Origin of the sequence: Agrobacterium tumefaciens, from assembly GCF_005221325.1 — a bacterium.
Classification (GTDB): domain Bacteria; phylum Pseudomonadota; class Alphaproteobacteria; order Rhizobiales; family Rhizobiaceae; genus Agrobacterium.
In genome coordinates, this window is record NZ_CP039888.1 from 1,740,775 (window position 1) to 1,754,824 (window position 14,050).

Consider the following 14,050-nt stretch of genomic DNA (forward strand, 5'->3'; position numbering starts at 1 on the left):
AAACCATAACCATTCCAGCGAGAATAACGCATCCGATGCGCGCGAGCATACAGAAAATCCAGCTGACAGGCACAATCGTTATTGCCGTAAGCGCCATCCTGCTGGCTACACTTGCTGCGCTGCCCAGCGTCTCCAACTATCTTCGATATCGGACGAACGCGCAGCAGCTTAACCGCTTTGAAACCGCGCTCCAGTCCGCATGGCTGGTCTCTGCCGAACGCGGCCCGGCAAATAACCTGATGGCAGCCACTTCTGCCGATGCAAGGCTGGTCGAGCGCCTGGCCGCCGCGCGCAAGGCGACAGACGACAAATTGTCTCAAGTCGAGGCCTCCTTCGCCGAAGAAATCAAAACTCAGCCCGGCTTGGCGAAGTCACTTGCCGAAACCCGCCAGAAACTCGCGCAAGCGCGAGAGGCAGTAGACACAGTTGCCGCCCTTTCCCCGGAAGCGCGCAGCTACAGCGCCATGGCCAACGCCATTCAATCGATGTTCACGGCGGCCGATAGCGTCAACCTGCTCCGCGGCAAGGCGGCCCGCGCCATCATCACGAAAACCCCCGATGTCGCGATCGATATTGCGATGACCGGCACCGCCGGCGTCATGCGCGACAGGATCGGCCGCCTCGGCTCCTACGTGGTCATGAGCCTGCAGGCAAACAGACAGGACAGATTGAGCTATCGCGCGAAGTTCGACACGGAGATGCAGAGCCTGATGCTGGTGAAATCCTCGCTGTGGAACTACACCGCCGCCTATCTGTCGACACCGCGCCTGGACGCCGCGTTTCGCGATTTCGATACCTATTATTTCGGCCAGTCGCTTCGCTACGCGCAGAATACGATTGCCATCGTCGTACCCTCAGCGCTTCCAAGCATTCGCGATTTTTCCGAAAACTACATTCAGGGCATGCGCTCATCAGATCAGCTGCGTGACCTTATCCTCGCCGAAACCCGCGCGAGAATCGAAAAGAACAAGCAACAGGCGCTTATCTATGGCTTGGCGTCGCTCTTCCTTGCCTTGATCGCCGTTCTGGTCCTGCTGCGCCTCACATCGGTTTACAAAACGGCGCTGTTCCGGCCCATGCAGTCCGTCCTGGCACAGATCTCCGCGATAGCGGCAGGCGATCTTTCCGAGGCTAAGCGCCAGGACGGTGTTGCCCCGGAGGTGACGAAGATGTTTAGGGAACTGGATTTCCTGCGTGAACAGCTTCGGCAGAAGGGGCAAATGGAGGACCAGCAGCGCGCATTGGCCGAGCAGCTCCGCACGCTGTCCGAAACCGATGCACTGACCGGCGTCTTCAATCGCCGCGCGCTGGAGAAGTCCGTTCGCGCCATTCTGAGCGATGAGCAATGCCAGTCACTCGGCGTCATGATCGTCGATATCGATCACTTCAAGTCGATCAACGACCGCTTCGGCCACGCCATGGGCGACCTTGCGCTGCAAAAGACGGCGAGCCTTTTAAAGGGCGCCTTGCGCAAGACCGATATTCTGGCCCGCTACGGCGGCGAGGAATTCGTCGTCGTGCTGCAGGATGTCAGCCACGCCACGGCGACCGCCACCGCCGACCGCCTTCGTCGCCTGATAGAAGTCCAGACCTTCGATGAACAGGCCGGCTTGTCGCTGACGGCAAGTTTCGGCGTCGTCTGGCAGGAGGCACGCGCAATCAACAGCTGGGACGAGTTGATCGCCATTGCCGACGACCGGCTTTACGAGGCCAAGCGCGCGGGCCGCAACCGGGTGTGGGCAACCTATTTCCCGAAGGTCGCAAACGGCTAGGCGACAACGTTAGTAACGAATTGAGCGCGCTCTAGATCAGATCCAGCGTCATCACGACAGGGCAATGGTCGGATGCCTTTGGGCGATCCCAGCCCGTGCGGGGATAACGCTCCACGTCCTGCCCCGGCGGGAACACCGTGCGGAAAGGCTGGCCGTTGCGGACGATTTCGGGAACATGCGTGGCGTTGGTTTCCGCCAGGCGCGGCGACAGCCAGACATAGTCGAGCTGGCACAGATGCTGTTCCTGCGGTCCGCGGGAGTGATAAAGCGTCCAGCGATCCATGACGTCGCGGCGCGTCATCGGATTGACCACGAAACCATCAGCCGTGAAGATATCGAGCGCACTGCGCTCCTCCTCGACGGGCGCGAAGCTGTAGCCGCTACGCCTGTCGCCGGAAATCGCAACGCGCTCCTGATAGTCGTTCATATCGCCGCAGATCGCGAAATTCTTGTTGTGGGTATTGCCCACGCCCCAGCGGTTTTCGATGATGCGGCGAACCGCCATGACTTCCGCCTCACGGATCGGCATGGTGGCGATCCGCGCATCCACTGCGTCACGGACATTGGTCATGGATTTGAAATGCGTGACGTAAAGCGTCAACGGCTTGCCGCCGATCCGGAGGTCAATTTCCAGGCAATCCCGTTTGAAAATCTTGTCATCGATCTGGTTGGTCGCGGCGAGTGCAGGATTGAAGAGATCGAGATTGCGATAGGTCAGCGCCGCGTGGCTCTTGATGTCCACCACCTCGATTTTATCGCCGTCGCGCGTCTGCTCGCGCATGACGACAGCGACATCGATGCCGCGGCTGTCATTTCCCTCGACTAGATATTTCTGCAGGTAGCCATTGCCGACCATGCGGTAGAGATAACCATATTCAAAGGCCTGCAGCGCGGCCATGTTATCGACTTCCTGCAGGCAGAGAATATCGGCATCCGCATCGGCAATGGCGAGCGCCGAAAGCTGGCGCGTATCGTCGGTGGAAGACACCATGCGCGCGCTTTCCAGCGCCTGATAGGTCGCCTCATCCCTGATATCGAAAAGCTGGATCGCCCTGTCGCGCCGCGTCTGGTTGCGAAAGCCGGTGAAATCGAAACGGGTGAGGAGATTTTCGATATTGAAGGTGGCGAGCCGAAGCGACATGGGTCATTCCTGTTTTGCAGGCCGAGATTAGCGATTCCAACTCAGCATCGCCAGTGGAGTTCTCATAAGACGAACGAAGCTAAGGTGACGCAAGCCTCTCACCCACAGCCACATCTTTTTCCGTCGTTCCGGCCTTGAGCCGGTATGACGGGAGAACTTCAGGGCAGGAAAAATCGGACCTGCCGCACTCACGCCCTTATCTAAAGCCGCCACCCCGCACGAATGGCGACCGGCAGCCGGTCCCCGACCGCAACCGCTTCACGCGAATAGGCCCGGAGCGCCTGCCCATCCGGAAGATCGAGACGCAGGGCATAACGCTCGCCCTCATAAAGAACCGAGGTAACGGTGCAAGCAATTCCGTCGGCATCCCGCACCACATCCTGCGGCCGCACGAGAATATCCGCCCGCGGCGATTGCCCGCCGTTTTCCGTGGCCGCCCGAAGCCCCGCCCAGTCGAGATCGCGCGACGCCTCATCCGGCACCGGCAGATTGAGGATCGCCCCCTGCCCCACCAGTGAACCGACCAGCCTGCCCTCCGGCCGCGCATAAAGCTCCGCTGGCGCCGCGACCTGAAGCAGCCTGCCCTGCGACATGACGGCGACATCGGTTGCCAGCGCCATGGCCTCGGCCTGATCATGCGTGACATAGATCATCGTCGCGCCGGAACGGGCGTGGAAATCGCGAAACGTCTCCTCCATCTCCTGGCGCAGATGCCGGTCGAGATTGGCGAGCGGCTCGTCAAGCAGCACCACGTCAGGCTCGGTAACGAGGCAGCGGGCGAGCGCCACCCGCTGCCGCTGGCCGCCGGACAATTCAGCGGGGCGGCGATCCGCAAAGCTCTCGAGGCGGACGGCGGCAAGTGCCTGACGCACCTTTTCGCGGTATTTCTCGCCGGAGATGCCACGCACCTTGAGAGGATATCCAGCATTGTCGGCCACCGACATATGCGGCCACAGCGCATAGGACTGGAACACCATCGCCATGTTGCGCCGCTCCGGCGGCACCATGCTGCCCGCATCGGCCAGCACGCGTTCGCCAAGCAGGATGGAACCATCGGTCGGCTGTTCGAAACCGGCGATCATGCGCAGCACCGTCGTCTTGCCGCAGCCGGAAGGCCCGAGCAGCGCCAGGAAACCGCCGTCACGCACCGTCAGCGACACGTCATCCACGGCGGGCTTGGAACCTGCCCCAAAGTTTTTCGACAGGCGGTTGAGGATCAGTTTCGCCAAGGGACGACTCCTTTCGGCAGATAGCGCCCCAGAATTTCGAGCAGAGCCATGAGGATAATGACCATGATGACGACGAGCACCGAAAGTGCGGAGGCGAGATCGAAACTGCCGCTGTCATCGAGATTGTAGATGAGGACGCCGAGCGTCTGCGTCCCGGCGGACCAGAGAAGCGCCGAGACCGTCAATTCGTTGCAGGCAATGAGGAAAACGAGGATGAGGGAAGCGCCAGCCGCCGGCCCCACCAGCGGCAGGATGATATCCTTCAGCCGCCGCCAGAAGCCGGCGCCGGAGAGCCGCGCCGCCTCTTCCAGCGACGGATCGAATTGCAGGAAGGCGCTGACCATGGGTTTGAGGCTGACGGCGAAGAAGGAGGAGAAATAGGCGAGCAATATGATCCAGATCGTGCCGTAGAGCGTTACTCCCAGCAGCGGAATGGGGGCAGCAAAGAGCAGCACGAAGGAGACGGAAATCACCACGCCCGGCAGCGCATAGGGAATATCCACCAGCGCAGAAAGCAGGAACATGAAACGGCTCTTGCCACGCACCAGAAAATAGGCCGTCAACACCGTCACCGCCAGCAGGCAAAGCGATGTGGCCGTCGCCAGAAACAGCGAATTGCGGAAGGCGGTACGGGTGACGCTCTGCCGGTAAAGCAGTTCCTCATAGGCATGCAGCGTCGCGGTCTTGAGGCTAAGCGGCACCCCATAGGCGGGAGCGAACGAACTTGCCACCAGTGCCGTCAGCGGCGCGACCAGCATGAAGAACAGCACGAGCCACAGGGCCAGCTCCGCCGGCACCCGCCACCGCGCCAACCCGAAAGTCGCCGCCTTGCCGGAAAGGCCGATGATACGATAATCCCGCCCCTTCATCGCCCGCTCCTGCAACGCAAGCCCGGCCACGGAAATGATGGCGATCATGGTCGAGAGAATGGCGATATCGCCGAAGGTGCTGGTGCCGAAACTGGCGAAACGGCTGTAGATCAGCGTCGGCAGGGTAAAGATCGAGGCCGGAATGCCGAGGATCGCCGGGATGCCGAAATTGCCGACATTGGAAACGAAGGAGATCGCCGCCCCGGCGATCAATCCCGGCATCGATAGCGGCAGGATGATATCGAACAGCACGCGGCGCGGCGAAGCACCGGAAAGCTTGGCGGCCTCGATGCCGTCCTGCGGCAAGGCCAGCAGGCCGGCACGCAGCGACAGATAAACGAGCGGCGCATGCTGCACGCCGAGCAACAACGCTATACCGGCAATGGAATAAAGCGGCTGCGGCGATCCCATCGGCGGCGCAAGGCCGACGGCCTTCAACAGCGTGCTCGACGGGCCGGTCATGCCGATCCACGACAGCGCCGTCACCTGCGGCGGGATCATCATCGGCAGCATGAACAGAAAACTCAGGATCGACTTGCCGCGTATGTCGCAGAGCGTCAGTGCAAGCGCGAAGGCGCCGCCGATGCCGAGTGAAATCAGCATGCCGAAAAACGAGGTGGAGAGCGTGTTCAGCGCCGCATCCCAGAGAGAGGGATCAGCCAGAAGTCGCCATATATCACCATTGAGTGACGAGACGATGCCGGTATAGGCGAGGCGCCCGAGCGGCAGGGCGCTCAGCGCAAAAACGACACTGACCACAAAAGGAAACAGCCAGCGCGGCTGGCTGCTTCCATAAGCCTTGGAACGGGTCATTCCCCTATATCAGCCCTTGGAGCCGAAGATATCGGAGAAGGTCTTGAGGTCCTGTTCGGAGTTCTTCAGCGCATCAGCGGCGCTGAGTGGCAGAACCTTGATCTTGTCGCGGGCCGGGAAGCCCTCCGGCATGCCGGCATCAGCGCGCACGGGGATGTAGCCGAGCTTGACAAAGCCCTGCTGGCCCTTTTCCGAAAGCACGTAATCAACGAACTTCTTGGCAGCTTCTTCGTGCTTGGTGCCCTTGATGATCGCGACCGGTTCGGTGACGGCCGAAACACCCTCTTCCGGGAAAACGAACTCGACCGGCGCGCCCTTGGCCTTTTCGCGGATCGGCATGTAATCGACGACCACGCCGTAAGCCTTTTCGCCTGAGGCAACGGACTTCAGAACCGCGCCGTTGCCGCCGCCGGCAATGGCTTCATTGGCCTTCAGCTGCTTGTAATAGTCCCAGCCGAGACCATCGGCAGCAGCAAGCGTCTGCGCATGGATCAGCGCCGCACCCGAGGTGAGCGGGCTCGGCATGGTCACGAGACCCTTGGCTTCAGCCTTGGCCAAATCCTTCCAGCTCGTCGGCTTCATCGCGGCAGCGGTGTTGTAAATGATGCCTGTCGTGATGAGCTTGGTGGAGTAATAGAAGCCGTCCGCATCATAAAGCGAGGCGTCGATATTTTTGGCTTCGGCAGACTTGTGGGCCAGAAGCTGACCGGCCTGCTTCATGCGCTCCAGCGTCACGGTGTCGGCAATCAACAGCACGTCGGCAACTGGATTGCCAGCATTGATCTCAGCCATCAGCTTGGCCATGATCTTCGGCGTTCCGTCACGCACCCACTCGACTTCAAGACCGGGATTGGCGGCCTTGAAACCATCAACGGTCGCCTGCGCGTCCTCGTTCGGCTGGCTGGTATAGAGCACCAGATCGGCGGCATTGGCAGCGGTGGCGATGAAGCCGAGCGATACGATGGCGGTGAAAGCGGAGAGCAGCGTTTTCATGGGTCCAGTCCCTGTTGTTCGATGGGACCGCTTAAACATGATTGCATAACATGTATGTGACAGGCAGGATTTTTGGGGTGGGTTCTCTTGGGGCCGTCTTGATCGAGAGGAACAATGTCCCCTGGCACTTGGGGCTTACCCCCCTCTGCCCTGCCGGGCATCTCCCCCACAAGGAGGGAGATCGGCAAGAGGCTCTCTCACAACTTCATTCTCAAACGTTGAGATGGGCGATACCTCGCCACGGGTCGATCTCCCCCCTTGTGGGGGAGATGTCCGGCAGGACAGAGGAGGGTAACGCCACAACCTCCATCGCTGCCGAATACCGCGCAACCCTCAAATCGCCGCAAGCACCTCACTCGTTTCCGCCTGCGCCCTCGTAATCAACCGGCCAAGCCGCTTCATACCCTCTTCAATCATCGCCTCGTTGGCGCAGGAGAAGCTGATGCGTAGCGTATTCGTGCCGGAACCATCCGCGAAGAACGCCCGGCCCGGAACGAACGCGACCTTTTCCGTGGCGATGGATTTTGCCAGCAGTGCGGCGCCATCCATCCCTTCCGGCAGCGTGACCCAGATGAACATGCCACCTTCCGGCTTGGTCCAGCTGGTCGTCTTCGGCATGTATTTTTCGAGCGCGGAGAGCATCGCATCACGCCGTGCGCTGTAAGCTGCCTTGATCTTGGCGACTTGGCTGTCAAAGCCGCGCGAGGCTACGCGTTCGATGGCGATCTGGTTGATGGTGGAGGAATGCAGGTCGGCGGCCTGCTTCATCAGCACCAGCTTGCGGATGACAGGCGCGGAAGCGACGATGTAACCGACGCGAAGGCCGGGAGCGAGCGTCTTGGAGAAGCTGCCGCAATAGATGGTGCGGGTGTTCTCGATGCCGCCGGAGCGGGCAATGTCGAGCGCCATGATTGGCGGCACCGCCTCGCCATCGTAACGCAGCGACTGGTAGGCGGCGTCTTCGATGACGGCGATGTCAAGCTCGTCGGCCAGCGCCAGAACCTTTTCACGGCCGGCCAGATCGACGGTTTCGCCGGTCGGATTGGAGAAATCCGCCGAGAGATAGGCGAACTTCACCGCACCGCCAAGCTTGGCGGCCGTTTCGCGGTAAGCCTCGGGCGTGCGGTTGCCGCCGGGGTTCAGCTGGTCGTAATTCGGCTCATAGGCGTTGAAGGCGGAAAGCGCGCCGAGATAGGTCGGCCAGGTGACCAGCGCCGTATCCTTCGGCGACAGGAACAGCTTGCCGAGATAATCGAGGCCCTGCTGCGAACCGGAAACGATGAAGACGTTGTCGGCCGTGCAGTCGATGCCGATCTTGTCCATCTCGCCCGCCAGCCATTCGCGCAGTGGCTTGTAACCCTCGCTGACAGAATATTGCAGGGCGGCGTTGACCTGCGCACCGGAAAAAATTTCCGCGTAAGCCTGCTGGAACTCCTCTGCGGGGAAGAGAGCCGGATCCGGAATGCCGCCGGCAAAGGAGATGATATCGGGCTGTTCGAGCAGCTTCAGCAGCTCGCGGATTTCAGACGCTTTCATGCGCGAAGAGCGCGTGGCGAAAATTTGTTCCCAATCTAGCATGGGTACGTTTCCTCTTGTGTCGTTTTTATGCGTGCATCTTTACAGAAATGTCGATATGTCAGCAATACTGACTTATCAGTTTTTCGAATTAATTTCTGCCTCCCTGCACATTGCCCAGAACCGACCTCCATTGAGGCCCGATTTGCGGACAACGCCAAATACACCCTTGCGCAAAGCTTCACAATCACACCTTTGCGATTGACGCGGCATGGTTTTCCGGCTGGATTGCGCGCCGGTGCCGCAGACGGCATGACCATGATGGGAGTTCGAAGACATGTTGAAAAATATCGACCCGGCGCTGAATGCCGATGTTCTGCACGCACTGCGCGCTATGGGCCACGGCGATACGCTGGTGATCTCGGACACCAACTTCCCCTCTGACTCGGTTGCCCGCCACACGACAGTCGGCAAGGTGCTGCATATCGACAACGTCTCGGCCGCCCGCGCCATGAACGCGATCCTGTCCGTCCTGCCGCTCGATACGCCGCTTCAACCTTCGGTCGGCCGCATGGAAGTCATGGGCGCACCCGATCAGCTCGAACCGGTGCAGGCCGAGGTACAGACGGAAATCGACGCGGCGGAAGGAAAATCAGCCCCCATGTATGGCATCGAACGCTTCGCCTTCTACGAAAAAGCCAAACAGGCCTATTGTGTCATCACGACAGGCGAGAGCCGGTTCTACGGCTGCTTCCTTTTGACGAAGGGTGTCATCCCTCCACATGCGGGGTAGAGCGATGGCGGGAAATAAAGTACCGAAGATAGACAGAGATCTCTGCAAGCACGCGTACGCTGATGCCGTTGAGGCGATCAGCCGCTTAGCATCATATGCAACATCTCGAAGTTTGAAGATTTTAGACCATGGCGAATATTACAGCGTCGCGGAAAATTTGTGCAGAAAAGACTTACTGATCTTATGCATATCCGCAAGGCGATTTGCTGAAATCACCCAAACCATCCCAATCCTAAAATCGAAAAACGTCCGCATATCAGACGAGACGCCAGCTAACAGTGAGAAAGTCCGCGTAGACAGTGCTTGGAATATAATAGGAAACGTTATTCACGGAAACGAAATCACTGTATTCAAGGATTTTGGAACCATGGAGTACGTTGCCGGACGTATTGATCTGAATAAATGGCTCGACATAAGAGAAGAAATGGATGCTGCTATCTCAATAAAATCGGATAAATTCGATAGGAAATACTTTGCTCTGACTGACCTTCTGGTCGCGATCAACACTTATATTGAAAGCGTTTCAGACAGTGTAGAGGGCATATTTCTAGGGTCCGCTTATGAATTATAAAAAAGCCGGAGCTTCCGCCCCGGCCTCCATAATTTCCACCAAGCAATGAAGCTTAGTTGACGGCCTTGTCGACCAGCTTGTTCTTGCCGATCCAGGGCATCATGCCGCGCAGCTTGGCGCCGACTTCTTCGATCTGGTGGGTGTCGTTCATGCGGCGGATGCCCTTGAAGCGGGCAGCACCCGAGCGATATTCCTGCATCCAGTCAGAGGTGAACTTGCCGGTCTGGATGTCGTGCAGGACGCGCTTCATTTCAGCCTTGGTCTCGGCAGTGATGATGCGCGGACCGGTGACGTATTCGCCCCACTCAGCCGTGTTGGAGATCGAGTAGTTCATGTTGGCGATGCCGCCTTCATAGATCAGATCGACGATCAGCTTTACTTCGTGCAGGCACTCGAAATAGGCCATTTCAGGTGCGTAACCGGCTTCGGTCAGCGTCTCGAAACCGGCGCGGATGAGTTCGACGAGACCGCCGCACAGAACGACCTGTTCGCCGAAGAGGTCAGTTTCGCACTCTTCCTTGAAGTTGGTTTCGATGATGCCCGAACGGCCGCCGCCAACGCCGCAGGCGTAGGAGAGAGCGAGTTCGAGAGCATTGCCGGAAGCGTTCTGGTGAACGGCAACGAGGCAGGGAACGCCGCCGCCCTTCTGGTATTCGCCGCGAACCGTGTGGCCGGGGCCCTTCGGTGCGATCATGACGACGTCGAGCGAAGCCTTCGGCTCGATGAGGCCGAAGTGAACGTTGAGGCCGTGTGCGAAGGCGATGGCTGCGCCATCACGGATGTTGCCGGCAATGTCGGCCTTGTAGATGTCGGCCTGCAATTCATCAGGCGTTGCCATCATGATGAGATCGCCCCACTTGGCGGCTTCGGCAACGGTCATGACCTTGAAGCCGTCGGCTTCGGCCTTCTTGACGGTCGGCGAACCGGCCTTGAGCGCAATGGCGACGTTCTTGGCGCCGGAATCCTTGAGGTTCAGCGCATGGGCGCGGCCCTGGGAGCCGTAACCGACGATGACGACATTCTTGGACTTGATGAGATTGAGATCGGCATCACGATCATAATAAACGCGCATTTTATGGTCCTTCCCTAATACTTGTCTCTGTTGTCTCTACCGGAACCTTAGGTGACCTTGCCGCCCAGTTCCGAATGTACCTTTTCCGTCCCGTAGAGCGTCAGAAAGGCGACGACCGCCTTCTTTGCCCGGGCGGAAAAATCCTTGTCCGGCGCCTCGCCCAGCAGCATGCGCACATGCAGATCCGAAACGATGAGGCCGTAAAAACTGCGATATGCCTCTTCGGCATCATCGAAACGCAGATAGCCGGAACGGCGACCTGCCTCGATCAACCCGCGGGCGCGGCGGTCAATCTGGCGACGGCCACGCTCCAGCAGGAGATCACCAAGCTTGGAACCATCTCGGCTCGCCTGCCCGACGGCCAGACGGTTGAGCGCCAGCGACACGTCGCCCGCCAAGACGTCGAGCAAATCATGCGCGAAAACCTCGAGGTGATCGGCAAGCTGCGGCGCGGAGACGCGGTCGCCCGCCTTCTCGAAGGTGCGGACCTTGCTCTGCTGGAAGGTGATCATCGCGGCCAGCAGGCCGTCCCGGTCACCAAACCACTTATAGAGGCTTTCCTTGGAACAGTTGGCGGCCCGCGCCAGCCCCGATGTGGTGAGCGCTTTCTCGCCGCCCTCGACCAATAGACGCAATGCCTGGTCCAGAACGGCGTTCTGGCGCGGCGAAAATTCCTGCGCTGTGATCGGGTCGGAAGCCAAGTCTTTCCACTCCAGGGGCTCGATTAATGTACCGTACGGTACGGTTCGAGCGCCATTTAAGCGGAGGCGGCGACGGGGTCAAGCGGATTCTTTAAAGGGAGATGAGAATTGACACAGCCCCGCAGTATGAAGGGGAACCTTACAGAGGTTATACGTCGGTAGCGGATCGAGGTGGGTGGGGCTTTACCCCCCTCTGCCCTGCCGGGCATCTCCCCCTCAAGGGGGGAGATCGAACTGCGGCAAGGTCTCGCCCATCTCAAAATTCGAGAATGAAGCAGCGGAAGCGCGTCTTGCCGATCTCCCCCCTTGAGGGGGAGATGCCCGGCAGGGCAGAGGGGGGTAAGCCACACCCACCATCGATCCACGATGAGCGGACAACCCCAATCTACCCCGCCGCAATCTCACGCGAGGCGTCGACATCCCGCGACGGCGACAGTCCATAAAACCGGCTATATTCGCGGCTGAACTGCGACGGGCTTTGATAACCCACGCGATGACCGGCGGTGCCGGCATCCAGCCGCTCCAGCAGCATCAGCCGGCGCGCCTCATGCAGGCGAAGCTGCTTCTGATATTGGACCGGCGTCATGGCCGTGATCGTCTTGAAATGATGGTGGAAGGACGAGACGCTCATGCCGATCTGTTCGGCCAGCTCTTCGATTCGCAACTGGCGTGCGAAATTCTCGCGCAGCCAGGCGATGGCGCGGGCGATGCGGTTGCCATGGCTGCCGGCCGCGATGACGTTCATCAGCTGCCCGCCGGCCGGTCCGGTCAGGATGCGATAGAGGATCTCCTGCTCGATCAGCGGTGCCATGGCGGCAATGTCGGCTGGACGATCAAGCAAGCGCAGGAGCCGTATGGCCGCATCGAGAAGCTCCGGCGTGGCCCTGTTGACGACGATGCCCCGCTGCGCATTCGTCGGCTCCGCGGGCGGATCGATCTGTACGCGGCGCATGAGATCGAGCAGCTTTTCACTATCGATGGCAAGGGCGACACAGAAATGCGGCACCTCCCTGCTCGCCTCCACCACTCGCCATGCAACCGGCAGATCAAGCGACGTGAGAAGATAATCACCGGCACCGTAATTGATGGTGTCCGTTCCCAGCTGAAGACTTTTCGACCCCTGGATCACGAGTGCCAGAGAGGGGCGGTAGCTGCCGTGGCACGGCGCGCTGGGTATCGTGCGCCGACTGATGCCGAGGGATTCGATCGCCGTCCGCACCTCACCGTCCTGGGTGGCGTGCCGCGCGGCAATGGAGGCGATCTCCTGATAGACATTGAACGGCAAGGACATGGGGGGAATCCCTTAACTGAAGGTCGAGATGTATTTGATGTCACTTATCTAGAAAGCCGCCCGACATCCGCAAAGAGCACGCGGGGTATTTTTTGCAGGATCGTGCAAAAACCTCGGAGGATCGCTCTAACGCCCCTTTACACTTCCATTGCATATTCCGCCGTCCCCAACTCCCGAAAGGATATTCAGATGGCTATTGCAAGAGGTTATGCTGCGACCGACGCGTCGAAGCCGCTTACCCCGTTCACCTTCGAACGCCGCGAGCCGAATGATGACGACGTCGTCATCGATATCAAATATGCCGGCATCTGCCACTCGGACATCCACACCGTCCGCAACGAATGGCACAATGCCGTTTACCCGATTGTTCCGGGCCACGAAATCGCCGGCGTCGTGCGGGCCGTTGGCTCCAAGGTCACCCGGTTCAAGGTCGGCGACCATGTCGGCGTCGGCTGCTTCGTCGATTCCTGCGTCGGCTGCGCCACACGCGATGTCGACAATGAGCAGTATATGCCGGGTCTCGTTCAGACCTACAATTCCGTTGAGCGGGACGGCAAGAACGCGACCCAGGGCGGTTATTCCGACCATATCGTCGTCAGGGAAGACTACGTCCTTTCCATCCCGGACAACCTGCCGCTCGATGCCTCCGCGCCGCTTCTCTGCGCCGGCATCACGCTCTATTCGCCGCTGCAGCACTGGAATGCTGGCCCCGGCAAGAAGGTCGCGATCGTCGGCATGGGTGGCCTTGGCCATATGGGCGTGAAGATCGGTTCGGCCATGGGCGCCGATATCACCGTCTTGTCGCAGACGCTGTCGAAGAAGGAAGATGGCCTCAAGCTCGGCGCAAAGGAATATTACGCCACCAGCGACGCCTCGACCTTTGAGAAGCTCGCCGGCGCCTTCGACCTGATCCTGTGCACCGTTTCGGCCGAAATCGACTGGAACGCCTACCTCAACCTCTTGAAGGTCAATGGCACGATGGTTCTGCTCGGCGTGCCGGAACATGCGATCCCGGTCCACGCATTCTCGGTCATTCCTGCCCGCCGTTCGCTGGCCGGCTCGATGATTGGCTCGATCAAGGAAACCCAGGAAATGCTGGATTTCTGCGGCAAGCACGACATCGTTTCGGAGATCGAAAAGATCGATATCAAGGACGTCAACGAAGCCTATGAGCGCGTGCTGAAGAGCGACGTGCGTTACCGCTTCGTCATCGACATGGCCTCGCTCGACGCTTGATACACGCAGAGACGACCAAATAAAGAAGGGCGGAAAGCCACGCTTCCCGCCCTT

12 protein-coding genes are annotated in these 14,050 nt (G+C 59.6%); 4 read left to right on the forward strand and 8 right to left on the reverse strand.

Translation table 11 applies throughout. The features are described 5' to 3' along the window. Positions 1-35: 35 nt before the first annotated feature. Positions 36-1,772, forward strand: a complete 1,737-nt coding sequence (locus CFBP5499_RS09195) for a GGDEF domain-containing protein (RefSeq protein WP_080824770.1) — start codon at positions 36-38, stop codon at positions 1,770-1,772. A 31-nt stretch (positions 1,773-1,803) separates the two neighbouring features. Here the strand turns inward: CFBP5499_RS09195 and CFBP5499_RS09200 are convergent, their stop codons facing one another. The 5 genes from CFBP5499_RS09200 to CFBP5499_RS09225 form a co-directional block, all read right to left on the reverse strand. Then, positions 1,804-2,913, reverse strand: coding sequence for an endonuclease/exonuclease/phosphatase family protein (locus CFBP5499_RS09200; protein ID WP_130932424.1), 1,110 nt, complete (start codon positions 2,911-2,913; stop codon positions 1,804-1,806). Positions 2,914-3,113: 200 nt separating this feature from the next. Next, positions 3,114-4,142: an ABC transporter ATP-binding protein gene (locus tag CFBP5499_RS09205; RefSeq protein ID WP_080824769.1), complete on the reverse strand. Its 1,029-nt coding sequence runs from the start codon at positions 4,140-4,142 to the stop codon at positions 3,114-3,116. Beyond that, a complete protein-coding gene (locus CFBP5499_RS09210) occupies positions 4,130-5,824 on the reverse strand; it encodes an ABC transporter permease (protein ID WP_080824768.1) in 1,695 nt (564 codons plus the stop codon). Before CFBP5499_RS09210 ends, CFBP5499_RS09205 begins: the two co-directional genes overlap by 13 nt. Before the next feature lie 9 nt (positions 5,825-5,833). Further along, positions 5,834-6,817, reverse strand: coding sequence for an ABC transporter substrate-binding protein (locus tag CFBP5499_RS09215; protein ID WP_080824767.1), 984 nt, complete (start codon positions 6,815-6,817; stop codon positions 5,834-5,836). Positions 6,818-7,150: 333 nt separating this feature from the next. Beyond that, positions 7,151-8,395 (reverse strand): PLP-dependent aminotransferase family protein, encoded by a 1,245-nt coding sequence (locus CFBP5499_RS09225; RefSeq protein ID WP_080824766.1) that lies wholly within the window; start codon positions 8,393-8,395, stop codon positions 7,151-7,153. Positions 8,396-8,669: 274 nt separating this feature from the next. Between CFBP5499_RS09225 and CFBP5499_RS09230 the strand changes: the two genes are divergently transcribed. Together CFBP5499_RS09230 and CFBP5499_RS09235 are read left to right on the forward strand one after the other, a co-directional pair. Continuing rightward, positions 8,670-9,125 carry an RbsD/FucU family protein gene (locus CFBP5499_RS09230; protein WP_080824765.1) on the forward strand — a complete coding sequence of 152 codons (456 nt, stop codon included), beginning with the start codon at positions 8,670-8,672 and terminating at the stop codon, positions 9,123-9,125. A 4-nt stretch (positions 9,126-9,129) separates the two neighbouring features. Next, positions 9,130-9,696, forward strand: a complete 567-nt coding sequence (locus CFBP5499_RS09235) for a hypothetical protein (RefSeq protein WP_130932423.1) — start codon at positions 9,130-9,132, stop codon at positions 9,694-9,696. A gap of 52 nt (positions 9,697-9,748) precedes the next feature. Here the strand turns inward: CFBP5499_RS09235 and ilvC are convergent, their stop codons facing one another. The 3 genes from ilvC to CFBP5499_RS09250 form a co-directional block, all read right to left on the reverse strand. Beyond that, on the reverse strand, positions 9,749-10,768 hold the full coding sequence (ilvC, locus tag CFBP5499_RS09240; protein ID WP_080824763.1) for a ketol-acid reductoisomerase: 1,020 nt from the start codon (positions 10,766-10,768) through the stop codon (positions 9,749-9,751). A 47-nt stretch (positions 10,769-10,815) separates the two neighbouring features. Beyond that, entirely contained in the window at positions 10,816-11,469 is a 654-nt protein-coding gene (locus tag CFBP5499_RS09245) for a TetR/AcrR family transcriptional regulator (RefSeq protein ID WP_080824762.1), read from the reverse strand. Positions 11,470-11,854: 385 nt separating this feature from the next. Beyond that, positions 11,855-12,760 (reverse strand): AraC family transcriptional regulator, encoded by a 906-nt coding sequence (locus CFBP5499_RS09250; protein WP_080824761.1) that lies wholly within the window; start codon positions 12,758-12,760, stop codon positions 11,855-11,857. Between the two features lie 189 nt (positions 12,761-12,949). Between CFBP5499_RS09250 and CFBP5499_RS09255 the strand changes: the two genes are divergently transcribed. Continuing rightward, on the forward strand, positions 12,950-13,996 hold the full coding sequence (locus CFBP5499_RS09255; protein WP_080824760.1) for an NAD(P)-dependent alcohol dehydrogenase: 1,047 nt from the start codon (positions 12,950-12,952) through the stop codon (positions 13,994-13,996). Positions 13,997-14,050: the final 54 nt, after the last annotated feature.

What these genes read in the sequence shown, in the direction of transcription:
- CFBP5499_RS09210 (WP_080824768.1), bottom strand. Translation starts at nt 5,824, where the DNA reads ATGACCCGTTCCAAGGCTTATGGAAGCAGCCAGCCGCGCTGGCTGTTT.
- CFBP5499_RS09195 (WP_080824770.1), top strand. Translation starts at nt 36, where the DNA reads ATGCGCGCGAGCATACAGAAAATCCAGCTGACAGGCACAATCGTTATT.
- CFBP5499_RS09225 (WP_080824766.1), bottom strand. Translation starts at nt 8,395, where the DNA reads ATGCTAGATTGGGAACAAATTTTCGCCACGCGCTCTTCGCGCATGAAA.
- CFBP5499_RS09200 (WP_130932424.1), bottom strand. Translation starts at nt 2,913, where the DNA reads ATGTCGCTTCGGCTCGCCACCTTCAATATCGAAAATCTCCTCACCCGT.
- CFBP5499_RS09235 (WP_130932423.1), top strand. Translation starts at nt 9,130, where the DNA reads ATGGCGGGAAATAAAGTACCGAAGATAGACAGAGATCTCTGCAAGCAC.
- CFBP5499_RS09215 (WP_080824767.1), bottom strand. Translation starts at nt 6,817, where the DNA reads ATGAAAACGCTGCTCTCCGCTTTCACCGCCATCGTATCGCTCGGCTTC.
- ilvC (WP_080824763.1), bottom strand. Translation starts at nt 10,768, where the DNA reads ATGCGCGTTTATTATGATCGTGATGCCGATCTCAATCTCATCAAGTCC.
- CFBP5499_RS09250 (WP_080824761.1), bottom strand. Translation starts at nt 12,760, where the DNA reads ATGTCCTTGCCGTTCAATGTCTATCAGGAGATCGCCTCCATTGCCGCG.
- CFBP5499_RS09255 (WP_080824760.1), top strand. Translation starts at nt 12,950, where the DNA reads ATGGCTATTGCAAGAGGTTATGCTGCGACCGACGCGTCGAAGCCGCTT.
- CFBP5499_RS09230 (WP_080824765.1), top strand. Translation starts at nt 8,670, where the DNA reads ATGTTGAAAAATATCGACCCGGCGCTGAATGCCGATGTTCTGCACGCA.